Genomic DNA, 25,005 nt, shown 5'->3' on the forward strand with positions numbered 1-25,005 from the left:
ATCGCCGACATTTCAGTCGGCAGAGAGTTCCTCGGCCACCGCCTTGACCTGGGCCAGCGAGCTACCGCCTGCCGCCTCGGTCGCCGCCATCACGGCGCCCTCGACGATCGGCGCGTTGCAGACGACAACGAGATCGCGCCGCGCCGGCTCCAGCATCTCGACCGCCATTTCGCTGTTGGTCTCGGCACCGCCGAGATCGACCAGCACCGCGACGCCCTTCGGCGACCAGGCGGCATTGATGGCGTCGATGATCAGCGGCACGCTGGTGCCCAATCCGCCGTCGGGATTGCCGCCGCAGAACGCCACCTTGACCTCGCTGCCGACCATCTGCCGCACCATGTCGGCGGTTCCCTTGGCGATGTCGCTGGAGTGCGAGACGATCACGATCCCCACGGTGTCGGTCATGCTCGTGCCTCCAGGCCCGCGCACACCGCCTGCACCAGCACGCAGCTCGACCGCGCGCCGGGATCGACATGTCCGACGCTGCGCGCACCGAGGAACGACGCCCGCCCCTTGGTGGCCTGCATCGGCGCGGTCCGTTCGACCGCCTCGGTCGCGGTGGTGCGCACCCGCGCGATCAGATCCGGCTGGCCGGCCGCCGACTTCAATGTCTCGAGTACGGGAACCAGCACATCCAGCATCGTCTTTTCGCCGACATGCGAGCGGCCGCGCGCGCTCACCGCGTTCACCGCGCTGCCGAACACATCGGCAAGATCCTCGGGCAGGTGCTTGTCGTGCGACAGTGCCTCGCCCGCGGCCAGGAAGAAGCTGCCATAGAGCGGCCCGGAGGCGCCGCCGACCGTCATCACCAGGGTCTTGCCGATCATCTTGAACGCTTCGTCGAGCGGCTGCGCCGAGATCGCATCGAGCTTGCCGAGCACGGCCTCGCAACCGCGCTTCATGTTGGTCCCGTGGTCGCCGTCGCCGATCGCCTGATCGAGGCTCGTCAGCTCCGGCGCGCTGGCGATGACCTGCTCTGCGGCCGCCTTGACCAACGATTTGAATGTCTCTGATGGCACCGACATCTATTCGATCCTCTCGCCCCTCTAATGAACCGCCGCAGCTATGCGCTGCCCTTCACGGTCGAAACACAACGGACGCACCAGATGCAAGTCGACCTCCTGGCCGGCCTGCAGCGGCTGATGCGGATCCGCCAGCGTCACCAGCGTCTCGCCCTTATAGTCCAGATGAATATGATTCTGCTCGCCGAGGTGCTCGACCCGGTGCACGCGGCCGACCATCTGCCCGCCATTGCGCGCGGCGAGCTGAAGATGCTCGGTGCGGATGCCGACCGTCTCGGTTCCCGGCGGCACCGCGACATCGGCGAGCAGGCGCGCCGGCAGGAAGTTGATCTGAGGCGTCCCGAGCCGCGAGGCGACGTAGCTGCTGGACGGGCTCTCGTAGATCTCCCGCGGCGTGCCCAGCTGGAGCAATTGGCCGTCTCTGATCACGCCGATGCGCGAGGCCATCGTCATCGCTTCGACCTGATCGTGCGTGACATAGAGGATGGTCGCGCCGAGCTCGATCTGGATCCGCTTGAGCTCGAGCCGCAGCTCGCTGCGAAGCTTTGCGTCCAGCGAGGACAGCGGCTCGTCCATCAGATAGATCGAGGGATCGCGGACCAGGGCGCGGCCGATGGCCACGCGCTGCATCTCGCCACCGGAGAGGCGGGTGGCGCGGTTGTTCAGCTTGCTTGCGATATGTAATAGCTCCGCGGTCTGCTCGACGCGCTTGCGGATGATCGGCTCGGCCACCCGCCGCGCCGGCGAGCGCAGCGGAAACGCCAGATTGTCGTAGACCGTGAGATGCGGGTACAGCGAATATTGCTGGAACACGAAAGCAATGTCTCGCGAGCCGGGCGGATCGTGGGTCACATCGCGCCCGTCGATCACGACGGAGCCTGCATCAGGGCTCTCCAGTCCGGTGACCAGCCGCAGCGTCGTGGTCTTGCCGGCGCCGCTCGGTCCGAGCAGCACCAGGAATTCGCCGTCGCTCACGGTCAGCGAGAGGTCGCGGACCGCTTCGACTGCACCGAAGCGCTTGGTGACGTTGCGCAGGGTGACGTCAGCCATGGCGTGGGCCCTCCTCGCTGGCGGTCCGGATCGCAAGGCCGCTGCCGATGTCGAACAGCGCCAGCCGGTCGGCGTTGAATTCGAGACCGATGGTCTCGCCGATCTGAACCGATGCACTGGACGGCAGCCGCGCGGCGACCCGACCATAGGCGGTGTCGACGGTGACGATCTGGGTGGTGCCGAGATATTCCGCCCCGAACACCTCGCCGCGCACGGCGCCCGCGTCGGCGAACCGGATATGCTCCGGACGGACGCCGAGCGCCAGCGGCGCGCTGGCGCGGTCCTCGCGGATCTCCGGCACCACCAGCCTGGTGTCATGGAAGCTGACGGCGCGATCGCCGGATCGCACGCCGCCCTCGAAGCGCAAGAAGTTCATCGGCGGTGAGCCGATGAAGTCGGCGACGAACATACTGGCGGGCCGGTCATAGACCTCCTGCGGCGTGCCGATCTGCTCGACGCGCCCCTTGTTCATGACGGCGATCTGGTCGGCCATCGACATCGCCTCGAGCTGGTCGTGCGTGACATAGACCGTCGTCGCCTTGATGCGATCGTGCAGGTCGCGCAGCTCGCCGCACATCAAATGACGAAACTCGGCGTCGAGTGCGCCCAGCGGCTCGTCCATCAGGAACGCCTTCGGCCGCCGCACCATGGCGCGCCCGAGCGCGACGCGCTGCCGGTCGCCGCCGGAGAGCTTCGAGGTCTTGCTCGACAGCAGATGCTCGATCCGTAGCATCCGCGCGGTCTCCTGCACCCGCTCGCGGATCTCGCGCCTCGCCATGCCCTGGCATTTCAGGGGAAAGCCGATGTTCTCCCCGACATTCATGTGCGGGTAGAGCGCGAACAGCTGGAACACGAACGCGATATCGCGCGCGGCCGCGCGGTGGAAGGTGACGTCCTCGCCGTCGAGCAGGATCTTACCTTCGGTCGGCAGCTCGAGGCCGGCGATCATGCGCAAGGTCGTGGTCTTGCCGCAGCCGGAGGGCCCGAGCATCGCGAAGAACGTGCCGTCGTCGATCGTAAACGTCGAGCCTTCCACCGCGGTGAACCGATCGAACGACTTGCGCAGGTTTTCGATGCGGATCTGTGCCATGGCCCTATTCCGGAAAATGGCTGACGATGACGAAGCCGACCGTGCCGGCCAGGATCGTCACGAAGGAGTAGCTGTAGAGATCGATCGACCAGGGCTGCACCAGCATGATGATGCCGCCGCCGATCAGGGTCATCGCGGCGGCCTCCCACGGCCCCCGGCGAAACCAGCGCGCTGCGCCACCTTTGGCAACCACAGAGCCGCTCATTTGCGCACCGCTCCGAAGGTGATGCCGCGCAGCAGATGCTTGCGGAGCAGCACGGTGAACATGACGATCGGGACGACGAACAGCGTGGTCGCGGCGGCAACCGCCGGCCAATCCTGCCCACCCTCGCCGATGATGAAGGGGATGAACGGCGGCATGGTCTGCGCCTCGCCGCTGGTCAGCAGCACGGCGAAGGCATACTCGTTCCAGGAGAAGATCAGGCAGAAGATCGCGGTCGCAGCGATGCCGGTGACGGCCTGCGGCAACACCACCTTGCGCAGCGCCTGCAGCCGCGTATAGCCGTCGACCAGCGCCGCCTCCTCATATTCGCGCGGGATCTCGTCGATGAAGCCCTTGAGCAGCCAGACCGCAAGCGAGACGTTCACCGCGGTGTAGAGCAGGATCATGCCGAGCCGCGTGTCGGTCAGGTTGAGCTGCCGGTACATCAGATAGATCGGAATCGCCACCGCGACCGGCGGCATCATGCGCGTCGAGAGGATGAAGAACAGCAGATCGTCCGCCAGCGGAATGCGGAAGCGCGAGAATGCGTAGGCCGCGAGCGTGCCGAGGAAGACCGCAAGGAAGGTCGAGCCGAAGCCGATGATCAGCGAGTTGACGAAGCGCGGCACCACCTTGGACGGCCCGGCGATCACCATGTCCCGCTTCCGCACCAGCTGGTCGTACCAGGTCTCCGGTGGCGGCAGCTTGGCGATGAAGTCAGGCGTCTGGCGCGTCCGCACGGTGAACAGGTTGACATAGCCTTCGAGCGTCGGCTCGAAGATCACCTTGGGCGGATAGGCGATGGCGTCGCTCTGCGACTTGAAGGCGGTGGCGACGATCCACAGCAGCGGCAGGATCGTGATCACTGCATAGAGGATGACGAGGCCGCCGGCGAACGCCTTGGTGCGCGGCGAGGCTTCGACGATGGAATGCGCGGTGGATCTGGTGGCGGCAGCGGTCATCGTTGCTTCACCTTGTTGAGCGTCTTGACATAGATGTTGGCGGCGCCGAACACGGTCACGAACAGGATGATGGCGAGCGCCGAGGAATAGCCGGTGCGCCACTTCTCGAACGCCGCGCGCTTCAGCGAGATTGACACCAGCTCGGTGGTCGAGCCCGGCCCGCCCGAGGTCAAGAGATTGACCATGTCGAACATCTTGAAGTTCTCGATAGCGCGGAACAGCACCGCGAGCATCAGGAACGGCACCGTCATCGGCAGCGTAATCGACCAGAACTGCCGCCATGCCGAGGCGCGATCGACTTCCGCGGCCTCATAGATGTAATCGGGGATCGAGCGCAGCCCGGCGAGGCAGATCAGCATGACGTAAGGCGCCCACATCCAGGTATCGACCAGCACGATGGTCCACGGCGCCAGCGCCACCTGCCCGGTCATGCTGAACGAGCTCGGCGGCACGCCGGTGAACAGGCTGATCAGATGGTTGAACGGCCCGATCTGCGGCTGCAGCAGCAGCGTCCAGAAATTGCCGACCACCGCCGGCGACAGCATCATCGGCAGCAAGATGATCGTGGTCCAGAAACTGTGGCCGCGAAACTGACGGTTGATCAGGAGCGCGAGACCGAACCCGACAACCACCTGCAACACGACCGACGAGATCACGAACTGCGCCGTGGTCTGCAGCCGGACCCAGACATCCTCGTCGGTGAGGATGTCCCTGAAATTGTCGAGGCCAACGAACCGCAGCGGCAGATAGGACATGCTGAGGTTGAGGTTGGTGAAGGACAGCCTGATCATCCAGATCAGCGGAAAGATGTTGATCGCAAGCAGCAGCGCGATCGTCGGCGCGACGAACAGCCAGGCAATGGCCCGGTCCGACAGGCCGCGGACGCGCCGGGCGTCGCGGGATTTGGCAGGCGTGCTCACGCCTGGCATCGTAGCATGATCGGGTTGCAGGATCGTCGTCATCGTGTCCATCGGCTGGGCTGGTTCGGCTTCCCCGGGGCGGCCCTCGGGGAAGCCGGTTCAGGTGGAGTGTGGGCGCCTGCTATTGCGAGGCGACTTCCTTGCCCTGCTCCTTGAACACCTTGGTCCAGTCCTTGACCAGGAGATCCAGTGCCTGCTGCGCCGTGCCCTTGTCGGCGACGACGTAGTCATGCACCCGCTTCTGCATGTCGAGCAGCAACTGCGCGTAGGACGGCTCGGCCCAGAAGTCCTTGACGATCCCCATCGACTCCAGGAATTGCGGCGCGAACGCCGCGCTCTTGGGGAAGTCGGGCGCGTCGACCACCGCCTTCAGCGCCGAGTAGCCGCCGATCTGCCACCATTTCTGCTGCACGGCAGGCTGCGCGAACCACTTGATGTAGGCGAGCGCGTCGTCCTTGCGGTCGGAGGTCGCCACCACCGAGATGCCCTGTCCGCCGAGCTGGGTGAAATGCCCCTTCGGACCGGCCGGATTGACGAAGAAGCCGATCTTGTCGCCGCCGACATTCGGATCCTTGTAGAGGCCGGGGAAGAACGCGAACCAGTTCATCTGCATCGCGACCTGGCCGGACTTGAAGGCATCGAGGCCTTCCTGCATGTAGGCGTTGGTCATGCCCGGCGCGGTGCAGCACTTGTAGAGCTCCTTGTAGAACTCGAGCCCCTTGGCCGCGTCGGCGGAATTGACGATGCCCTGCATCTGGTACGGCTTCTTCGGATTGTCGTAGGCGAAGCCGTAATTGTAGAGCACGTTGGTCACGCCCATCGTGATGCCTTCCGAGCCGCGCTCGGTGAAGATGTAGGCGCCGTAGACCTTCTTGCCGTCGATCTCGCGGCCCTGGAAGAACTCGGCGATCTGCTTCAGCTCGTCATAGGTCTTCGGCGGCGCTAGGTCGCGGCCGTACTTGGCCTTGAACGCGGATTGGATCTCGGGCCGCGAGAACCAGTCCATGCGATAGGTCCAGCCCACCGCATCGGCCATCGCCGGCAGCGCCCAGTAGTTCGGCGTGTTCTTCGGCCACTGCGAGTAGCCGACCACGGTCGCCGGGACGAAATCGTCCATCGAGATCTTCTCCTTGTCGAAGAAGTCGTTGAGCTTGACGTACCACTTGTTCTCGGCGGCGCCGCCGATCCACTGGCTGTCGCCGATGATCAGGTCGCAGAGCTTGCCGTGGGAGTTGAGCTCGTTGAGGAAGCGATCAGCGTAGCTCGTCCAGGGGACGAACTCGTATTTCATCTCGATGCCGGATTGCTTGGTGAAGTCCTTGCCCAGCTCGACCAGCGCGTTGGCCGGATCCCATGCCGCCCAGCACAGCGTGAGTTGCTTGCCTTGTGCCGCGGCTTGCCCGCCGCCGAGAACTCCGAGTGCAGCAACCGCAACGACCGCGGACGCCGCCGTACTACGCAACCATCTCAATGTTCGCATAATCCATTTCCTCCCTATCGTTGAAGCACCTGACCCGCTCGGCGCATCCTGCCGGATTGACGCCGACACTCCGAAACCGAGTTGATGAGCGATGATGGAGAGCGAGACGAAACGCGCCCGGAAATCGAGATCCGGACGACTGGGCTCCTCCCACACATCGGCTCGATGCGCGATGTTTATCGTTCTTGTAATACTAAACGTATTACTAAATTCAGGAGCCCGTCAAGCCGGTTTCTTGGGAGCCGCGAAGAAGGGCCGATTGAGTGTATCTGCCCGGGCGTTCGCTCGCACTGCAGCAACGCCGGATGATGGAAGACACCAGAGCAGGCTCGGTTCAATGTTTAGTACCACGTTTTACTGAACGTTCAGCGCGAGAATAGAACGCCTTGCCCCCGGCGCATTGCGCCATCTGAAACGAGCGATGGCCGACACCCACACGCGTCTCGCGTCAGTTCGTCAAAGCGAGGCTCCGCGATCGACCCCAACCGATCGCGGAGCCTGCTCGACAGTTGTGTCTCAACAGTTGTCTGCTGTGTCGCGTGGCGCCGCCACGCCTTGGCTGCGAGCGCGAAGCGCGTCCGGCGAAGCCAAATCAGCGTGGGATTTGAGGCAATGCGATCACGCATTGTTACGCGCGGTGCAAATTGCACCGACGGCCTCAGCGCTGCGCGAGACTGTTGAGATGGGCGCAGAACATCGCGGCCGTCGCATGCCCCCATCTGACGTCTTCAGCAGTATCGCGACCGCCGGACGGAAATTGCCGTCATATTTTGGCCATAGCCCGTTTCTTAAAGGCCCGGGCGGGCCATGTCCCGCCTCTGTTTTGCGTCGTCCGGCCGATGCGGCCGCTTCGCAACCAAATCGCAGATCATCGCTGCGCCTCCCCCACAACACGGATGGTCTGCCAACAACAAGAGGACTTTGTAATGCGTAAAACTCTCGCGGCTGTCGCCGTGCTTTTGGCCTTCGCCTCGTCCGCTGCTGAAGCGCGCGGTCGTCATCACCATCATCGGCATTATGCACATTCCGGTCGCCCCGCTGCGTGGTGCGGATGGTTCATGCGCACGCAGGTCGGCAGCGATCCGGGTCCGCAATACAATCTGGCGCGATCCTGGGCGCGATACGGCAGCAATGCCGGCGGCCCTTCGATCGGCGCGATCGTCGTCTGGCGTCATCACGTCGGCAAGATCGTGGGCCACGAGAACGGCCAGTGGATCGTGCAGAGCGGCAACGATGGACACGCCGTGCGCACGCGGCCGCGCTCACTGGCCGGCGCCATCGCGTTCCGCAACGCCTACGCCCAGTTTTAGGGAACTTCGCTTCAGCGCTGACATCCATGCGTGCGACACCGAGCGGTATACGAACCGTTCATCATCCCGGCCTACGCTGAGTTAGGGTTTCGCCCTGAAGCCCTCAGACGGGCGCCGTCACCTGTGTTGACCAGGTGGCGGCGCTTTTTCAGGAATGCACCAGCTTGCCTCAGAAACCGAAAAAAGCCGCGGCGGTCTCCACGACTGCTTCCTATTGGTCAGCCGCTTACGTCAGTTTCCGCAATGGCGTGACCGTGTTCGCTGTGACAGGTGGCGTTCTCGGGTTTCTGCTGGTCGCCAGGCACTATCTCTGAACCGTCAGCGCTTTCCGAGACTCTTCAGATACGCGCAGAACATGTCGGCCATGGCCCCGGCATAGCTCTCGATCTCGGCCTGACTTCGCGGGCTCTCCGAAAAATCCTTGCCCACCGTGCTGAGCGTCGTCGTGATCAGATCGCCCGCCATCGCGCGCACCGCATCAGACGCCTTCGGTAAAGCCTCGCGCATGAACATCTCGACGATGCGCTCGCCGGAGGCCCGCACCTCGCGAGCTTCGGGCGCGTCGCGATAGAGCGGCGCGGCGTCGTTGAGTGCAACGCGCACCGCAGCCTCCTCGCATTCGGAGCGGATGAAGGCGTGCACCAGCGCGCGCAGCCGGTCCAATGGCGGCCGCGCGGCGTCCTCGAGGATGTCGCGCAGCAGGCTGATGTTCTGCCGCCACTCGTCGCTCTGCAGCCGGAACAGGATCGAGGCCTTGTTCGGAAAATACTGATACAGCGAGCCGACGCTGACGCCGGCCTTCTCGGCCACACGCGCCGTCGTGAAGCGCTGCGCGCCTTCCTTCGTCAAAACCTGAACAGCAGCATCGAGAATAGCCGCGACGAGCTCCGTCGAGCGGGCTTGTTGCGGCTGTTTTCGTGAGGAAATTGAAGAGGCTCGCCGTTCAGTCATGGACGCCTGATGGTCCCCTCGGGGAATGCGATTAGCGAATGCGAATAATTATTCGTATTTATGGCGAGGCGCAAGGACGCGCCGTTTTTTTTGACCGGAGACTTACATGACGACCCTCACCTCACCCCAACTCGCAGGCCTGCTCGACCGCTTGTTCGCGCAAGCTTCCGCCGCGGTGGAGGAAACCCAACTCGCAGTGGCCGACCTTTCCGACGAGGAACGTACGCGCCTGATGCGGAGCAGGACCGACTACCGCGCACTGTACGGCCGCTTCAACAATGTGCCGCTCGCGGTCTCGCGCGAGACCGGTGCGCTGCTCTACATGCTGGCGCGCGGCACGCGGGCACGGAGCATCGTCGAGTTCGGGACTTCGTTCGGCATCTCAACGCTGCACCTGGCCGCGGCGCTGCGCGACAATGGCGGCGGCCGGCTGATCACCAGCGAGTTCGAATCGTCAAAGGTGGTGCGCGCCCGGGACAATCTCGTCGCCGGCGGCCTCAATGATCTGGTCGAGATCCGCGAAGGCGATGCGCTGGAGACGCTGCGCACGGGTCTGCCCGATGCGATCGATCTCGTGCTGCTCGACGGCGCCAAGGCGCTCTATCCCGACATCCTCGATCTCGTGGAGAGCCGCCTGAAGCCGGGTGCCTTCATCGTCGCCGACAATGCCGACCACAGCCCCGGCTATCTGGCGCGGGTGCGTTCGCCGGCGAACGGCTACATCTCGACGCCGTTCGGCGGCGACGTCGAACTGTCGATGCGCCTGGGCTGAAGCCGACGTGCAAGAAGCGCGCGATCAGGCCGCCTTGATCTTGTCGATGACGGCGGACAATCGCGCGCGCTTTGCGGCGTCGGTGACCTGCGTGACGCTGGCCTCGAGATCACCGAGAACGCTGTCGATCTTCCAAGCTGCGGGGCCTTCATCGATCACCGCGTCGGCCAGTTCGTCGGCCTTGTCAGGATCGCCGAGGTCGAAGGCCGCAGCGAGCAACGTCTGACGCGTCCATTCGTCGCCGACCTGAAGCCGCCTGGCGCGCTCGCAGGCGGCGATCGTCAGCCGCAACGCGGTCAGCGCGCGCTCCTCGTCGCCTGCCCGGGCACGCGCGCGATAAAGACGCGGCAGGTTGCTCGAGCAATAATAGGCATTGAGGTCGATCTGCATACCTTGCTCATAATATTCGATCGCCTTCGCCTGGGCTTGCCGCTTGTCTGCGGCCAATGTGGCTGCTCTCGCCAGGCGCTTGTAGCGACCGCCCATCAGACCGAGGCGTTCCGGTGTCGGCCCCGCCGTCCTGATCAGCGTCTCAAGCGCCGCAATGGCCTGGAGATTATTGCCGGCATAGGCGGCGGCGAACTCACGGATCTCCTGGATTTCAGGGACGTCCTTGAACTTCTTCGGAAGGCCCGCCGCAAAGTCGAGGACGCAGCTCCAGTCCGCGGTCTTGTCCACGCTGTCGCGCAGCAGCAGCAGCAATGCGAGCGCAATCGGATAGGTCGCGGGCGGCGTGCCTTCGCCGGCGATCAGCGCCTGCGCGCGCTGCATGCGCTCGGCGTGCGGTGCGGCACGCACCTCGCGCACCTTGGTCTGGAACGCCGCGAGTTCGGCAAGCTGCTCCTTGGTCGTCGTCGCCTTCGTCGGATCGACATCCTCGGGATAGCCGGGGATCGATTGGGGCATCGGCGAGAGCCCGTCGCGGAGCGACACGATGCCCTCCTTGATCCTGGGGCGGAGACCGGCTGCGGTGTCGTCGGAGATGTTGCCCTCGGGGAGCGGGTAGCGGACTGTGCGCATCTGCACGACGTCGAACAATTGCTTCGACCAGTCGGCGGCAAGCAGAACACAGCCGGTCTTCTGCGCCGCATGACGGATGCCGACCTCGTAATAGACGTTGCCGTTCGGGATCGTCATATCCGCCAATACGAGGTCGGCGAAATAGAGTCGCTCCAGCATCTGGCCGACGATCAGCGCACCGGTGTCCTGGTCGGCGCGAACCGGTTCATAGCCCAGCTCCTTGATCACCGGAACGTAGCCGCGGTCCCACAGCGCGTTAAAATCGATTTCGGCCGGACCAAGCTTGGACTCGGCCTGGGTCGGCTTGCGGCCGTAGGGCATGATCATGAAACACGACGGCATATTGCAATCCCTTCAGTCCCATAATTTTCGCGTATCCAGCCAGTAGACCCACGTCGTCCTGCGCCCCGCTTCATCCATCAGGTGCTTGGCGCCGCCGGGACCATCGCCGCCTTCGCCGTTCCACAGGCAGACAAAGGCGAGCTTCTCGTCGCCAAACCGGGCGGCCCGCTCCAGCATCCATTGATTGTCGCGCTCATAGGCGTTTTCGCCGGCCGACAGCGGGCCGAGTTCGTCCGGCATGACATGGAGCGTCGCGCGCGATTTCGCGGCGAGATAGCGCGCGCGCCAATTGCCGCCGGCGAAATCGACCGAGCCGGCGAGAAAGGTCGGCTCGTCGAATGGAATGTAGATCTCAAGCTGCATACCCTTCGCGAGTGCAGCTTCCGCAAACAGCAGGTCGCCGCCGCAAGCGCCGCCGCATATCGCGAGGTCGCCTTTGGCGACGCCGATCTTCGCAAGCGCGTCGGCGATCGCAGCGGCCGCGACAGGCTCCTTGTCCGGCGGAAAGCGAGGCGTTTTTCGATCTGGCGCATCGATCATGTGACCGCTGAAGAGAACCACTATGTTAGGTGATCCGGCGCGTTGGTCCGTGGTCATCGTGACACCCGACTGATGATTGGATCATTGTGTCTCGATGACAAACTTAGCTGAAGGCGAATCTCCTGTCGAAGCCGGGACCCGAGTGTCAGGACACCGCGCTGCGCGGCATCAATTGATATCGAAGGCCGGCGGGAAATGTTCCGGCTTGACCTGCACCTTCGCGGCGAGCGCTCCGATCGCGGCGAGCTCGTCCATGTTGGACGGGTCGTCCATCGCGGCGATCTTTGCCAGCGCCTCCGGCGTACGGTCGATGGCAACCGTCGTCTTCAACCAGCCCGTCTCCAGCAGCACGTTGTAGCGCGCATAGGTCGCAAGTTGCGGCCCGCCCTGGCTGTCCGCCGCCATGTCTTCCACCGCGCGATCGATCGGCCATGGCGTCAGGCAGTTTGTCAGCCATTGCAGCATGCCGTGATTGAGCCGTCCGCAATCGTCCATGAGCGATTGCAGCGACCGCACGCCCTGCTCCGCCGCCGGCATGTGGACGATCTGGTCAGTCGAAAATGTCGACTTGAACACGCCGGTCCCTGCCGAGACCAGCAGGAGCTTGTCCTTGCCGCTATGCCACCGGAAACCATGGCCATGAAGTGAAGCGAGCATTAGCAGCTGCAGCGCCGGATCGTTGAACGGGCTGACGCCGCCGTCGACGAAGGCGCCGCTGACGGTGTGACCGTCGCGCGCGGAGATCTTGATCTCCTCGGGCTTGAAATAGGTTGGGGCCGCAGTGCTGGCGCGAACCACTTGCGTCAGCCGCAACGCGCCGTCCTGCCTGGCGTAGGGCGCGTCCGGATGATTGTGCAGCGGCCAGGGACTGCCGGTATCGAGCCGCTTGGTCATGATCATCAGGCCGGTGCGGACGTGATCGCCGCCGAGCGCCGTGTCGGCGCCGAGTTGCGCATCGAGCGCGTGCTGCAAGGCGTCGGAATTGAATTTCGGCGCCAGCAGTCCCCGCCGCCAGAACGATTCCTGAAAGATGTCGGTGCCAATCCCACGATAGAGCTTCTTCAAAGCGTCCGCGGTCATCCCGCAGGCAAGCCCGGCCGCGATGATCGATCCCGTGGAGGTGCCGCCGATCAGATCGAAATAGTCGCAGAGCAGCAGGTCATCCTTGCCGAACCGCTTGCGCAGCATCGCCTCGATGGCGCCGACATATTCGAGCGTCAGAATGCCGCGAATGCCACCGCCGTCGAGCGCCAATATCCGCTTCGGCCCGGCGTCACGATCGAGATGCTGCTGCTTCGTCTTCGGCACGGCTGGCCCTCCGACTATGACTGTTGCTGATCTCGATACGGCCGACCGATCACGGCCGAAGGCTCAATTGGTCGCGCCCTCGCGCGTACGGCGCCGGGGGCATGAAATGAAGCAATGTGCCCACGTCAACACATCGGCTGATGTTTTTCGAAAAATTTTAGTCAGTGCGTTCCGGAGCAGGACAAGCACCGCGCGCCGGCTCCCTGCACATGTTGCACATGATACACCCTAAGGTATAGTGAGATAGTTCACTGGCAGGCGGTTTTTCTTTTTCGCGGCCGGCGATCGCAATTTTCAGAGACGCGCTATCATCGGTCCGCGGCGAGACGTGCAGCCGCGGCATCCGGCCGACCAGTCACGGCCAGCCGTCGCATTAGATTCATGCAGATCGGATTTTTGCCATGCCGAACGATTTCTCAGTCTTTATCAGCCATCGTGCCGAAGACAGGTTCCTCGCGCGGCTTTTGAAAGCACGGCTCGAATATCTCAGCAGCCTGGACGGACAACGTTCGGTGGAATGCTTTGTGTGCGAGGAAATTCCCGGCGGCGCGGAGTGGCGCCAATGGATGATCGACAACACGGCGAAGGCCGACTGCCTGATCTTCATCCACACCAACGCCGAACATAACTGGACGTGGTGCGCGTCCGAGATTTCCCAGTTCGACGGCTACAAGCGCGCGCTGAAGCTCACGTCAAAGGTGCTGTGGTTCTCGGTCGACAGTTCGCCCTCGTTTCCGATGCTGGCGGAGAACGAGTTCTACGGGATCGGCGACGACGAGGTGCGGCGGTTTCTCGAGGATCTGTTCGTCCGGCCGACCTTCGGTCCCGTCCCGCTGCGGCCGAAACTGAACGCCAACCATGCCCGCGACTTCAACGAAGCGGTGAAGGATCTGCACGCGCAGTTCATGCAGATCACCCGCCCGGAAGAGCTGTTCCGCCTTCGGCTTCGCGTCGTGTTCAGCGACGAGCTGTCGTTCCGGCAGAAGGCCGATGCGCTGAAGGCATTGCCGCCTGCGGAGCGTGCACGCGGATTCCTGACGGATGCCAGGCTGGAGGCGGATCCCGCCACCACCACGCTGCTGTCAGGTCCCGATGCGGCTGATCTCGACTGGGAGGACCTGCTCCGCGCCCAGAACCGCTACGACAGCGGCGCCTGGCTCGACGAACTGACGAGCTATGTCGCGAACTCGTTCTCCGACGTGGATATCGCCAGCCGGCGAAGCCGCGAGCAGGTCCTCAGCCCGATCTTCCGCGATCTGAAGCTGTATCAACCGGTGATCGCCCGGCTCGAATATCTCGACAACACGCCGTTCTCGGTCGTCATCATCTTCGTGCCGATGCCGCCGTTCAGCGAAGATCCAAGGCTGATGGTCGCGCAGAACATGCCGAAGGACATCGTGTTCCTGTCGATCCTGCTGCGACTGGCACGGCGCTTCCGATGGTCGTTTCTCGAGCCGCTCTACAACGCGGTCGAGGACCTCGACGATGACTTCAGCGCCAAGCGATGGGACGACCTGCTGCAGCGCTACCACGAATGCCTGGAAAACCTCGATTCGATCCTGCGACAGGGCAACATGCGCGAGCTCGAAACCGTCGGCGACATCAAGTCGACGATCAACATCTCCGACGATGCGCTTCTAAAGGAGATGTTCAAGGATTGGGGAACGTTTCAGAGCCGGCTCGCGCAGGCCATCGAGAAAAAGTCGCCGGGCGACGTGCGGCAAACGCTGGAGCCCTGGCTGAAGCGCAACAAGGACTTCATGAAGCAGCTGCTCGTCGAAACCCAGGGCAAGGTGGAGAAGCTGCGTCCGCTGGAGGCCCGCTGATGCCCGCCGAGGGCAGGCTCGGCCCGGCCGCCGCCTGCGCTCAGATCATCGACGCGACGCGCTCGAGGCCGATCAGGCGCGCCAGCGAACGGACCTCATTCTTCTGGTCCTCGCGAAGCTGGAACAGCAGCGGCATCGCCGCCGACTTCAGCTGCTGCACCTCCTCGGAATCCGGATCGATCGGCATGGTACCCGCCGCCGGATCGCCCTGGCGCTTGGCGTGGATCTTGCGGGCGACGGCGCGCAGCGCGGTCTCGACCGCCGGCCAGTAGTATTCCTGCGATGACGACAGCTTGAGCCGGTCCTTAATGCCGGCGATCTGCGCATCGCTGAGCAGGGCGTAGGTCTTCTGCGGCGCCGGTTTGGCGGCCGCCTTGGGCTTCGGCGGCGCGACCGTGGCCGGCGCGGCGGCTGGAGCGGGCTCGGCGATCTTCGGCTGGGCCGCATCGACGGGATCATTGAGCTTCGGCAGGCCGATATCGGCGGGCTCGGCGGAGGCATAGGCCTGGCGAACGGTATCGGTCGCACCCGGGATAGCGGCTTGTGCCCGCAGCAGGAGCGGCGACGGACTGGCTGGAGGCTCCGCCGGCTGCGGCGCTTCAAAGGAGGCAGCGGCAAGCGTCGTAACCGCGAGCTTGTCCTGCTTGCTGGCGCGGTTGGCGACCGGGCCGATGTCGGCCTGCGCCGCCGGCAGGCTGTCGCGGCCCAAAATGGCGGTGATCGCGGCACCGGCGAGCAGGAAGCATGTCAGGGCGGCGAGGGTGATGGCTCTGGTCAAAAAGTTACTCCATTGCCGGCCGGTGTCACCGCAAACTGCGCGGCAAATGCGGCGTTAGCGTGCCATGACCGCGCCAAATAGGTGAAATCGTCCCGAAACGGCCCGAAAAATCAGGCCGCGGCGTCAAGCTCATAGGCTTCCTGGATGTCGGCCACGATCTCATGGGCCGTCCAGAGGGCCCCGGGCTGGACCGCATGCATGCTGACCGTCCAGTTGGTCCGGCGGGTGCGCGGCGTGCTGACGATGTCGAATTCGACCTGACGGCACAGCGGATGCCGCTGCAGGGCATAGAACACCCGGGTCCGGAGCTCATTGAGCGAGGCCGGGGTCTTGGAGAGCACCTCAAAAGCCATGTCGCATTCCCACAACTGCCGGGCGGCCCGCCGTGGCGGCGGACCATCCCGTGACGCATAGTTGGGACTGGCATGGTTAATGCCGCGTTAAGCGGACAGGCGGGGTTTGACCGATCAGCCGAGCCGCACCCGCGCGCTCGCCGCCTCGTATTCCGCCGCCGTCTGGGCCACGAGTTCGTCGACCGCGAGCACCCCCGTCACCCCCGACGTGGAATGACCGCCGCTCCAGATGTCGCGCCAACGTTTGGGGCGGCTTTCGCGGGCGCCGATGTCGATGTCCTTGCCGATGTCGATCGCGCCGCGTGCCGGCAGGTCGTCAGGATCGAGACCGGCGGCTTCGATCGAGGGCCGCAGCATGTTTGTCTGCAAACCCGTGAAGGCGGTCGTGAGCAGGATGTCGTCGGCGGTCGCCTCGACCAGCATCTGCTTGTACCTCGCATCCGCCATGCTCTCGCGCGTCGCGATGAACTTGGTGCCCATATAGGCGAGATCGCAGCCGAGCGCTTCCGCGGCGCGCAGCGCGTGGCCATCGCTGATGCCGCCGGCCAGCACGATCGGGCCATCGAAGAATGCGCGCACCGCGCGGACGAACACGAACGGATTGAGCCAGCCGGTCTGCCCGCCGGCGCCCGCGGTGAGCAGCACGAGCCCGTCGGCGCCGGCTGCAGCCGCGCGCTCTGCATGGCGGATCGAGGCAACGTCGGCGAACACAAGCGCGCCGGCATCGTGCAGAGGGCTCAGCACCGGCGCGGGCGAGCCGACCGAGGTGATCACGAGCTCAGGCTTGTGCCGCAGCAGGACCGCGAGATCCTGCTGCAGCCGCGTGTTGGAGCGATGCACGATCAGGTTCGGGCAGATCGGCGCCACCGCCCTGCCGTTTGCATCTTCATGGGTCTGCAGACGACGTGCGATGTCGCCGAGCCATGCATCGAGCTGTTCCGTCTCACGGCAATTCACCGTCGGAAACGAGCCGATCACGCCGTTGCGGCAGGCAGCTACCACCAGCTCGACGCCCGATACCAGAAACATCGGTGCTGCAATCAGCGGCAGCCGGAGGCGATCGCGAAATCGCGCGACAAGATCTGCGGACAAGTTGTTTCTTCCCATCATCATTGTGTTAGCGTTGCGCCAACATTGGCACGCAAGAGGCCAAACACAAAGCGGGAGGAGACCACCACATGAGCAATCCGCTCTATGCATTTCCGGCAACGTGCGAGCAGACCTTGCGGGCGCTGGCGCGTTATCCGACGCGCACCGCCTTCGCATGGCCGGGCGGCTCGCTCAGCTATCAGGGCGCAACCGATTTGATCGGGCGGATGCAGAGCGTGTTCATGCGGCTCGGCTTTGCGCCGGGCACCCGCGTCGCCTTCCTCACCGCCAACCGAGCCGACAGCTGGTGCGCCGGCGTCGCCGCGCAATTGTCGCGGCTCGCTATCACCTGGCTGCATCCGCTCGGCTCGCTCGACGACCAGCTGTTCCAGATCGAGGACTCCGAAGCGCAGATGCTGATCGTCGACGGCATCACGTTTCGTGACCGCGGCGGCGAGCTTGCGGCGAAGGCGCAGGACCTGAAGACCATCTTCACGCTCGGCCCGGCGGATTACGGCGCCGACCTGTTGCAGGTGGTAGAGGATGCCGGCAGCGCGACCGCGAAGAATTTTGCCCGCGAGGACGATATCTCGACCCTGAACTACACCGGCGGCACGACCGGCAAATCCAAGGGCGCGCTGCGCTACCATCGCGAATATGGCGGCTTCGCCGCCGCGATCCTCGCCGACTTCGAAATTCCGGAGACGCCGCGCTATCTCACCGTGGCCCCCATCAGCCATGTCGCGGGTACAAAAGTGCTGCCGACGCTGATGCGCGGCGGCACCGTGCACATGCTGAAAGGGTTCGATCCGGAGGCGGTGTTCAAGACCATCGAGCGCGAGAAGATCAACTTCACGCTGTTCGTGCCGACCATGATCTATGTGATGCTGGATCATCCCGCGCTGCCCAAGACCGACCTGTCCTCACTCGAACTGTTGCTGTACGGCGCATCCGCGATGTCGCCGAGCCGGCTGGTGGAAGGTATCGAGCGGATCGGTCCGGTGTTCTCGCAGCTCTACGGCCAGACCGAATGCTATCCGGTCTCGGTGCTGCGCAAGGCGGACCATGATCCGAAGACGCCGGAGCTGTTCCTGTCCTGCGGCTTCCCGATCGCCGCCTGCCAGGTGAAAATCCTCGATCAGGACGACCAGGAGGTCGCAACCGGCGAGGCCGGCGAGATCTGCGTGCGCGCGACGCATGTGATGGCCGAATACTGGAAGCGGCCCGACATCACCGCGGAGACGCTGAAGAGCGGCTGGCTGCACACCGGCGACATCGCGCGCAAGGACGAGCGCGGCTACATGTTCATCCTCGACCGCAAGAAGGACATGATCGTCTCCGGCGGCTTCAACATCTTCCCGCGCGAGGTCGAGGATGTCTTGTCGCAGCACGCCGATGTCGCGATGGTCGCCGTGGTCGGCGTGCCCGACGACAAATGGGGCGAGGCCGTCACCGCCGTCGTGGTGGCGCGCGAGGGCACAACGCCTGACGCCGACGAGCTGATCGGCCTCGTCAAGGCGAAGAAGGGCTCGGCGCACGCGCCAAAGCAGATCCAGTTCGTCAAGGAGCTGCCGATGACCGGCGTCGGCAAGGTCGACAAGAAAGTGCTGAAGGCAGGCTTCTGGACCGGCCGCGACCGCATGGTGGGGTGAGAGGCTCGCACAACCCATTGCCGGTCCCGTCATCCTGAGGTGCGCGCTCTTGCGCGCCTCGAAGGATGCACGGCCCGCATACTGCGGCACGCCCTGTCTCCGCTTGCGGCAACAGCCGGGCCGTGCCCTTCGAGACGCCGCTTCGCGGCTCCTCAGGGTGACGGGGAAAGGGTCGATGGCGCAGCAAGACTATCCGCACTGGCACTGCTAGCTGCAATCTGCCGTCCGTCACGCTGCCCCAGTAACTGATCGAGCCGCTCGCGAAGTTGATCCTGGTGATAGGGCTTGGCCAGCCGCGGCAGGTCGACGTGGGTCCCGTCGGGCAGTTCGGCATAGCCGGTGGCGAGCAGGACGACGAGCTGCGGCCGGACCTCGCGGGAGGCCGCGGCGAGCTCGATGCCGGTCATGCCGGGCATCACGTGATCGGTCATCATCAGGTCGATCTCCTGGTCGCTCCTGAGGATATCGAGCGCGTGCGGTCCGGAATTGGCGCCGATCACGCGATGACCGAGGTCTTCCAGCATCTCCATGGTCGACATTGCGATCAGCGGATCGTCGTCGACCAGCAGGATCACCGCCGAGCGCTTGACCGGCTGCGCCACGGGCACGGGACTTGCCGCTTCCGGCGCGGCGGTTGCGACCGGAAGCACCAGCACGGCCGTGGTACCCTTGCCGACCGCGCTCGACAGCTGCAGCGCGCCGCCGAGCTGCACCGCGAGCCCATGCACCATCGACAGGCCGAGCCCGGTGCCCTTGCCCACCGGCTTCGACGAGAAGAACGGCTCGATCGCGCGCTTCAGTACGTCCGGCGACATGCCGGTGCCGCTGTCGACCACCGACAGTTTCAGGTAGTTGCCCGGCCGCAGCGCCGGATCGTTCCTGGCCTGCCAGGCCGCGAGACGGATCTCGATCACGCCGCCATCCGGCATCGCATCGCGCGCATTGATCGCAAGATTGAGGATCGCGAGCTCGAGCTGGTTGGTATCGACGCAGGCCGGCGGCAACCCCTCGGGGATGTCGAGCCGGAGCACGATGCGCGGACCGAGCGAGCGCTCGAGCAATTCGCTCATGTCACGCACCAGCGCGCCAAGATCGACCGGCACCGCGCGCAGATCCTGCTGCCGCGCGAATGCCAATAGCCGCTGCGTCAGCGAAGCGCCGCGCTCGGCGCCCTGCAACGCGCCGTCGACCAGCCGTTGCAGCCGCGGGTCCTCCGGCATCCGCTTGCGCAGCAGATCGAGATTGCCCATCACCGCCATCAAGAGATTGTTGAAGTCGTGCGCCACGCCGCCGGTGAGCTGGCCGATCGCCTCCATCTTCTGCGCATGGCGGAGCTGCTCCTGCGCCCGCTCGCGCGCCGCGACCTCCTTCATCAAATCGGCGGTGCGCTGCTCGACCCGCTGCTCCAGCGTCGCGGTGAGTTCGGCAAGCGCGGAGCGCTCGGCGGCGAGCTGCGCCAGCAGCGCCTCGCGCTCGATCTCCGCGGTCTTGCGCGCGGTGATGTCTGAACAGACCCCGACCAGCGACCGGATGTTGCCGTCCGGCCCGCGCACCGCGCGGGCGCGCACGTCGACCCAGTGCTGGCTGCCGTCGGGCCAGATGTTGCGATACTCGATCTTGTAGTCGGCGCCGGTCTTGAGCGTGTGCTCGACGACCTCCTGCCGCCGCGCGCGATCGTCGGGATGAACCGCCTCGAGCAGCTCCTGATAGGTGAACGGCAGGCTCGCGGCGCGCCCGAAGAAGCGCTTGCAGGTCGCGGAGGCCTCCAGCTCGAAGCCCGGAACGTGCAGTTCGAGCGCGCCGAGATGACCGGCATTGAGCGCCGTCTGCAGCAGGCTTTCGCTCTCGGTGAGGTCCTCGAGAATCGCGCGGGTCTGGTATTGGCGGCGGCGGCCGCGCACGGCCGCCCCGACCAGGCTCACCAGCGTGGTCGGATGGAACGGGCGCTCGATGAAGGTCACATTGCCGAGCGCGCGGCCGAGCCGCGCCGCGTCGGGACTGCGTTCGGACCCACCGCCCTCGCTCATCAGCACGATGGGGAAATCCGACCATGACGGCTGCTCGTTCAGCCAGCGCGTCAGGCCGGCAAGGTCGGCGGCCCTGATCGCCTCGTCGGCAATGATGGCAAGGCCCGCCCCGCTCGCGACCTGGCGCTCCAGCTCGGCGAGGTCGCCGCAGATATTGGCGTAGTAGCCGGCTTCCTTGATGAGGTGGGCAGTCTTGACGGCATCCCGTTCGCTCGCGGCAAGGATGACCGCGCGTTCCGAGGACGGGCCGGGCTTCATCGCGTCTGTCCCTGCGACGGCCGGGCATCGGCAGCGGCTGAGACGGCACAATGCTGCCGGGTGGCCATGACCACAGTGCCGGCGGCGGGATCGATAGGCGTCATGGGGCCCCCTAACCGGAACGAAACTCGTTCGTGCGGCCACCGTTCCCGCAGCGCGAAGTTATTTTTACCGCAAGAGGCATGGCTCGCCGCGACCGCGCGGCAAAAATATCGAAAACAACCCCATGCAAAGGCGCCGGCGGCTGCCGGCCTTCACCACGGCAACTTGACACGTCGGGCAAATCGGGGATATATTTCTAATATTCCGAAATCGTGTAAGTACTGCCTCGCCCGACCCGAAAGGTGGGAGAGGAATAACCCTGGTCAGCGCTGCTCGATGACGAGGCTCTGCACCGCCCGGCCGAAATAGCCCTGCACGTCGGCGAGCCGCGACATCGCAAGCCCGGCGCCGTCAGGCCCGATCCAGGACTCGCCGTCGAGCAGAATCCAGTCGCCGACCGGCTCGCGCGCCAGGCTCACGGTGAGATCGGCGTTGATGAAGGTCCATTGGTTGAAATCGAGCGCCGGCGAGGTGCCGTTGGAGAAGTCGGAGGCGACCACGGCGCGCATCGCCTGCGAGACGGCGGCGCCCGCGATCAGCGGCTGGTTGACGCGGAACCAGATCGCGCCGGGTCCCATCACGCCGAAACGGCCGCGCGCCGCGCGCATCGAGATGCATTTGACGAACGGGCTGTTCGCAAGATTACCCGGCTCGACCAAACTTTCGTCGGGACCCGGCAGCTCGACCGGAAGCGCGGCGATGTCGGGCGGCAGTTCGGCCGGCTGCTCCTTGATCTTCAGCACAGTGGCCGAGACGACGAGGACGCCGTCGGCGAGCAGCCTGACGCCGCAGAGCTGGATCTTGCGGCCATCGCGCAGGATCTCGCTCGAGACCGTCAGCGGCGCCACCGGCACCGGGCGCATCAAGTCGATGGTGAGCCGCGCGATCCGCATCGGCGCCGGCGTCGGGATGGCCTCGGCGGCCCACACCACCAGCGCCGCCGGCGCGGAGCCGTGCTGCATCCGCGGGTCCCACGGACCCGCGGCATCAGGACTGGTGACGACGCGGTCGCCGTCAACGCGAAAGATCGGGTCCATCAAAGCGCCGGATCGACCGCTTCGTCGTATTCCTTCTTGAAGCGGCCGATCAGCTCGGCGGCAGGCACTACCTTGGAGATGCTGCCGACGCCCTGGCCGGAGCCCCAGATCTCCTTCCAGGCCTTCGGCTTGGCGCGCTCGCCGGATGAGTCAGTGCCGAAGCTCATCTTCGAGGGATCGGATGTCGGCAGATTTTCCGGATCCATGCCGGCCGCGACGATCGACGGCTTCAAATAGTTGCCGTGCACCCCGGTGAACAAATTGGAGTAGACGATGTCCTCGGCCGACGAATTGGTGATCATGCTCTTGTAGCCCTCGACCGCATTCGCCTCCTTGGTCGCGATGAAGGCGGAGCCGATATACGCGAAGTCGGCACCGATGATGCGCGCGGCGCGAATGGCGCGGCCGTTGGCGATGGTGCCCGACAGCGCGATCGGCCCGTCGAACCACTGCCGCGTCTCCGATACGAACGGGAATGGCGACAGCGTGCCGGCATGACCGCCGGCGCCGGCCGCGACCAGGATCAGGCCGTCGGCGCCCTTCTCGATCGCCTTGTGGGCGAACTTCTGGTTGATCACGTCGTGGAACACGATGCCGCCCCAGCCATGGACGGCCTGGTTGAGCTCCTCGCGTGCGCCGAGCGAGGAGATGATCATCGGCACCTTGTGCTTCTCGCAAAGCGCCATGTCGTGATCGAGCCGGTTGTTCGACTTGTGCACGATCTGATTCACCGCGAACGGCGCCGACGGCCGCTCCGGATGCGCCTTGTCATAGGCGGCGAGCTCTTCCTTGATCCGGTACAGCCATTCGTCGAGCAGTTCCGGCGGCCGCGCATTCAGCGCCGGAAACGAGCCGACCACGCCGGCCTTGCACTGGGCGATGACGAGGTCGGGCACGGAGATGATGAACAGCGGTGCCCCGATCACGGGAAGAGACAGGCGGCCCTTGAACAGAGCAGGCATGGACATTGGCGGCGGATCCTCAAAGGTTTGGTCGGTTGGTTTTAGCTCGAATGCTGACCGTCATACCAACAAGGCAATCTTTCCAGTGTCAAGTATTGCGTTTTGGCGCTGCAAAAAGATGACAAAACCTCATCTAAAGGGCGCATTTTCCGGGCGCATCTGGCATCCCAGACGCAAGATGAGTTTTGATTGAATCGGCTTGGCGCGGTCTTGGTTCACCTCTCCCCAGCGGGGAGAGATGAACCTCCGCCGTTAATCCAGTTCGACCCAATCGCATCACTCTCTACACGCAAGCTTCGCTGCTGCTATTGGCAGACGGCCCGTGTCACGAAATTTTCCGTCTTGCAGTCGTTCGGGCCGCGCTTGTGGCCCGGCAAATAGACCAGCGGCGAGCATTTTTCCGACGTGTCGATATCGATGCCCTTGCCTTCCTTGAATCCCTTGCTCTGGCACAGCCGGTCGGCGCCGACCTTGCAGTCGGGCGCACCGTTCGCGGCCACCACGCAGGCGGCGCGCCCGCTCACCATGCTCGAAGGGCGCGCCAGGTTCGACAGGTCGTCGAAGGTCTCGCTGGGGCTCTTCAGCTGTGGCAACACCGACTTCGACTTCTCGAACAGTTTTCCGATTTCGTCGATCAGCCCGGGATTCTCACGCTCGACCGGCGCCGGCGGCAGTTCGATCTGCTGCTGAGACTCAACGGGCTGCTGCGCCGGCGACTGCACGCCGAGCGTGGGTGGTGCAGATTGCGAAAGGGCGGGATCAAGACTGAAAGCCATCGTGAGACAGGTAGCGAGCCGTGCCGCGATGGTCGCTTTGGGGAACACCGGAAAAATGTTCAGCACTCGCGGTTGCACAGCCCGTCCAGTCTCAGTGAGCTTAGTCGATCAAAATCTCGGATACACAATCTTCCAACCGGTCGCCGCGTACAGCCGACCAAAGTTTTCGTCCAGGCCCGCCGTCATTCCATAGGAAGTTGCCGTGATCGACGGGACTGGCTGCCTCGCCTCGAAATAGAACTCGACCGATCCGCCCTTTCCGTTCTCGAAGTAACCCTGACGCCTCGGGTAGGAAGTATCCCTGCCGAAAAAGAAGAGCCATATTCGTAGCAGAATTGACATCTGTGCACGCGCCGCGACCGCTGCAGGAGGCTCCTCCGCCTCGTAATGGAAGCGGATGCCCGGAAACGCGTCGGACAGACGGAGCATAACCTCCTCTTCAGGTCCTAAAGGACCTCGATCAGGACGCTGTATAGTGCCGGTCAAAGCCATATACGTCAGCGTACCCGAAGCCTTGCCATCGGCAAAGCCGCGGGGAGCTAGATCAGCTTGAATGCGGCAACAAAGCCCAGCACCAGCACGATCGCGCCGATCGCAACCCACAGGCCGAGCCGCTTCTCGAGCTCGGCGCGGATGACATCGCCATAGCGATTGAGCAGCACCGCGACGAAGAAGAAGCGGCCGCCGCGTGCGACGATCGAGCACAGGATGAACAGCCAGATGTTGTAGCCGGCAAAACCCGAGGTGATCGTCACCAGCTTGTAGGGGATCGGCGTCAGTCCCTTCACCAGGATGATCACGGCGCCCCACTCGGCATAGGAGGCGCGGAACGCGTCGACCTTGTCGGAGAGGCCGTAGAGATGGATCAGCCACTGCCCGACCGAGTCGTAGAGCAGCGCGCCGATCGCATAGCCGAGCACGCCGCCGGCAACCGAGGCGATGGTGCAGACCGTCGCGAACCACCATGCCCGCTTCGGCCGCGCCAGCGACATCGGCAGCAGCATGATGTCGGGAGGGATCGGGAAGAAGGAGCTCTCCGCGAAGGCGACGGCCGCGAGAATCCAGAGTGCGTAGGGCTTGTCGGCCGCGTCGACGCACCACTCGTAAATCCGTTTCAACATGGGCGCGATGAACCATCATGGAGCCGATTTGTCCATGCCGGGATTGGGCCGAATA

25 protein-coding genes are annotated in these 25,005 nt (G+C 64.5%); 4 read left to right on the plus strand and 21 right to left on the minus strand.

Going from position 1 to position 25,005, the window contains the following annotated elements; translation table 11 throughout:
- Positions 1-12: 12 nt before the first annotated feature.
- The 8 genes from dhaM to QDT69_RS17160 form a co-directional block, all read right to left on the minus strand.
- Positions 13-405, minus strand: a complete 393-nt coding sequence (gene dhaM / locus QDT69_RS17125; protein ID WP_050419392.1) for a dihydroxyacetone kinase phosphoryl donor subunit DhaM — start codon at positions 403-405, stop codon at positions 13-15.
- Entirely contained in the window at positions 402-1,025 is a 624-nt protein-coding gene (dhaL, locus tag QDT69_RS17130; protein ID WP_279707647.1) for a dihydroxyacetone kinase subunit DhaL, read from the minus strand. The genes dhaM and dhaL overlap by 4 nt, the downstream gene beginning before the upstream one ends.
- A 21-nt stretch (positions 1,026-1,046) precedes the next feature.
- On the minus strand, positions 1,047-2,072 hold the full coding sequence (locus QDT69_RS17135; protein ID WP_279707649.1) for an ABC transporter ATP-binding protein: 1,026 nt from the start codon (positions 2,070-2,072) through the stop codon (positions 1,047-1,049).
- A complete protein-coding gene (locus tag QDT69_RS17140; protein ID WP_279707651.1) occupies positions 2,065-3,162 on the minus strand; it encodes an ABC transporter ATP-binding protein in 1,098 nt (365 codons plus the stop codon). The genes QDT69_RS17135 and QDT69_RS17140 overlap by 8 nt, the downstream gene beginning before the upstream one ends.
- A gap of 4 nt (positions 3,163-3,166) precedes the next feature.
- Positions 3,167-3,367 carry a hypothetical protein gene (locus tag QDT69_RS17145; RefSeq protein WP_279707652.1) on the minus strand — a complete coding sequence of 67 codons (201 nt, stop codon included), beginning with the start codon at positions 3,365-3,367 and terminating at the stop codon, positions 3,167-3,169.
- Positions 3,364-4,326, minus strand: a complete 963-nt coding sequence (locus QDT69_RS17150) for a carbohydrate ABC transporter permease (RefSeq protein ID WP_021076440.1) — start codon at positions 4,324-4,326, stop codon at positions 3,364-3,366. Before QDT69_RS17150 ends, QDT69_RS17145 begins: the two co-directional genes overlap by 4 nt.
- On the minus strand, positions 4,323-5,255 hold the full coding sequence (locus QDT69_RS17155; protein ID WP_279707899.1) for a sugar ABC transporter permease: 933 nt from the start codon (positions 5,253-5,255) through the stop codon (positions 4,323-4,325). Before QDT69_RS17155 ends, QDT69_RS17150 begins: the two co-directional genes overlap by 4 nt.
- 112 nt (positions 5,256-5,367) lie before the next feature.
- On the minus strand, positions 5,368-6,726 hold the full coding sequence (locus QDT69_RS17160) for an extracellular solute-binding protein (RefSeq protein WP_279707653.1): 1,359 nt from the start codon (positions 6,724-6,726) through the stop codon (positions 5,368-5,370).
- 1,058 nt (positions 6,727-7,784) lie between these two features.
- Between QDT69_RS17160 and QDT69_RS17165 the strand changes: the two genes are divergently transcribed.
- Positions 7,785-8,036 (plus strand): hypothetical protein, encoded by a 252-nt coding sequence (locus QDT69_RS17165; protein WP_279707654.1) that lies wholly within the window; start codon positions 7,785-7,787, stop codon positions 8,034-8,036.
- A 318-nt stretch (positions 8,037-8,354) separates the two neighbouring features.
- Here QDT69_RS17165 and QDT69_RS17170 read toward each other — a convergent pair whose 3' ends face one another.
- The gene (locus tag QDT69_RS17170; protein ID WP_279707655.1) at positions 8,355-8,987 is read right to left on the minus strand and encodes a TetR family transcriptional regulator; all 633 of its coding nucleotides are present in this window, start codon (positions 8,985-8,987) and stop codon (positions 8,355-8,357) included.
- 106 nt (positions 8,988-9,093) lie between these two features.
- Between QDT69_RS17170 and QDT69_RS17175 the strand changes: the two genes are divergently transcribed.
- On the plus strand, positions 9,094-9,759 hold the full coding sequence (locus tag QDT69_RS17175; RefSeq protein WP_279707656.1) for a class I SAM-dependent methyltransferase: 666 nt from the start codon (positions 9,094-9,096) through the stop codon (positions 9,757-9,759).
- 24 nt (positions 9,760-9,783) lie between these two features.
- Here the strand turns inward: QDT69_RS17175 and QDT69_RS17180 are convergent, their stop codons facing one another.
- The 3 genes from QDT69_RS17180 to QDT69_RS17190 all read right to left on the minus strand — a co-directional run bounded on the left by QDT69_RS17180 (position 9,784) and on the right by QDT69_RS17190 (position 12,969).
- A complete protein-coding gene (locus QDT69_RS17180; protein WP_279707659.1) occupies positions 9,784-11,121 on the minus strand; it encodes a tetratricopeptide repeat-containing protein in 1,338 nt (445 codons plus the stop codon).
- Positions 11,122-11,133: 12 nt separating this feature from the next.
- Complete coding sequence (locus tag QDT69_RS17185) at positions 11,134-11,661, minus strand: hypothetical protein (RefSeq protein WP_279707661.1); 528 nt, start codon at positions 11,659-11,661, stop codon at positions 11,134-11,136.
- A gap of 168 nt (positions 11,662-11,829) precedes the next feature.
- Complete coding sequence (locus QDT69_RS17190; protein WP_279707663.1) at positions 11,830-12,969, minus strand: patatin-like phospholipase family protein; 1,140 nt, start codon at positions 12,967-12,969, stop codon at positions 11,830-11,832.
- A gap of 401 nt (positions 12,970-13,370) precedes the next feature.
- On the opposite strand from QDT69_RS17190, the gene QDT69_RS17195 reads away from it, so the two are divergent.
- Complete coding sequence (locus QDT69_RS17195; protein WP_279707664.1) at positions 13,371-14,795, plus strand: toll/interleukin-1 receptor domain-containing protein; 1,425 nt, start codon at positions 13,371-13,373, stop codon at positions 14,793-14,795.
- Between the two features lie 40 nt (positions 14,796-14,835).
- Here QDT69_RS17195 and QDT69_RS17200 read toward each other — a convergent pair whose 3' ends face one another.
- From QDT69_RS17200 to QDT69_RS17210, 3 genes are all read right to left on the minus strand, one after another.
- Entirely contained in the window at positions 14,836-15,573 is a 738-nt protein-coding gene (locus QDT69_RS17200) for a hypothetical protein (protein WP_279707665.1), read from the minus strand.
- Between the two features lie 110 nt (positions 15,574-15,683).
- Complete coding sequence (locus QDT69_RS17205; protein WP_074125931.1) at positions 15,684-15,926, minus strand: hypothetical protein; 243 nt, start codon at positions 15,924-15,926, stop codon at positions 15,684-15,686.
- A 114-nt stretch (positions 15,927-16,040) separates the two neighbouring features.
- Positions 16,041-17,018: a nitronate monooxygenase gene (locus QDT69_RS17210; protein ID WP_279707666.1), complete on the minus strand. Its 978-nt coding sequence runs from the start codon at positions 17,016-17,018 to the stop codon at positions 16,041-16,043.
- 86 nt (positions 17,019-17,104) lie between these two features.
- Between QDT69_RS17210 and QDT69_RS17215 the strand changes: the two genes are divergently transcribed.
- Positions 17,105-18,667 carry an AMP-binding protein gene (locus QDT69_RS17215; protein ID WP_279707667.1) on the plus strand — a complete coding sequence of 521 codons (1,563 nt, stop codon included), beginning with the start codon at positions 17,105-17,107 and terminating at the stop codon, positions 18,665-18,667.
- A 152-nt stretch (positions 18,668-18,819) separates the two neighbouring features.
- On the opposite strand, the gene QDT69_RS17220 is transcribed toward QDT69_RS17215, so the two are convergent.
- From QDT69_RS17220 to QDT69_RS17245, 6 genes are all read right to left on the minus strand, one after another.
- Positions 18,820-20,952 (minus strand): hybrid sensor histidine kinase/response regulator, encoded by a 2,133-nt coding sequence (locus tag QDT69_RS17220; protein WP_279707668.1) that lies wholly within the window; start codon positions 20,950-20,952, stop codon positions 18,820-18,822.
- A 365-nt stretch (positions 20,953-21,317) separates the two neighbouring features.
- A complete protein-coding gene (locus tag QDT69_RS17225; RefSeq protein WP_279707669.1) occupies positions 21,318-22,091 on the minus strand; it encodes a thioesterase family protein in 774 nt (257 codons plus the stop codon).
- On the minus strand, positions 22,091-23,059 hold the full coding sequence (locus QDT69_RS17230) for a nitronate monooxygenase family protein (protein ID WP_024579091.1): 969 nt from the start codon (positions 23,057-23,059) through the stop codon (positions 22,091-22,093). Before QDT69_RS17230 ends, QDT69_RS17225 begins: the two co-directional genes overlap by 1 nt.
- 299 nt (positions 23,060-23,358) lie before the next feature.
- On the minus strand, positions 23,359-23,895 hold the full coding sequence (locus QDT69_RS17235; RefSeq protein ID WP_279707670.1) for a hypothetical protein: 537 nt from the start codon (positions 23,893-23,895) through the stop codon (positions 23,359-23,361).
- A gap of 42 nt (positions 23,896-23,937) precedes the next feature.
- Positions 23,938-24,258: a hypothetical protein gene (locus tag QDT69_RS17240; RefSeq protein ID WP_279707671.1), complete on the minus strand. Its 321-nt coding sequence runs from the start codon at positions 24,256-24,258 to the stop codon at positions 23,938-23,940.
- A 110-nt stretch (positions 24,259-24,368) separates the two neighbouring features.
- The gene (locus tag QDT69_RS17245; RefSeq protein WP_279707672.1) at positions 24,369-24,950 is read right to left on the minus strand and encodes a DedA family protein; all 582 of its coding nucleotides are present in this window, start codon (positions 24,948-24,950) and stop codon (positions 24,369-24,371) included.
- Between the last annotated feature and the right edge of the window lie 55 nt (positions 24,951-25,005).

This window comes from Bradyrhizobium sp. CER78 (genome assembly GCF_029846235.1).
In the GTDB taxonomy this organism is placed as follows: Bacteria; Pseudomonadota; Alphaproteobacteria; order Rhizobiales; family Xanthobacteraceae; genus Bradyrhizobium.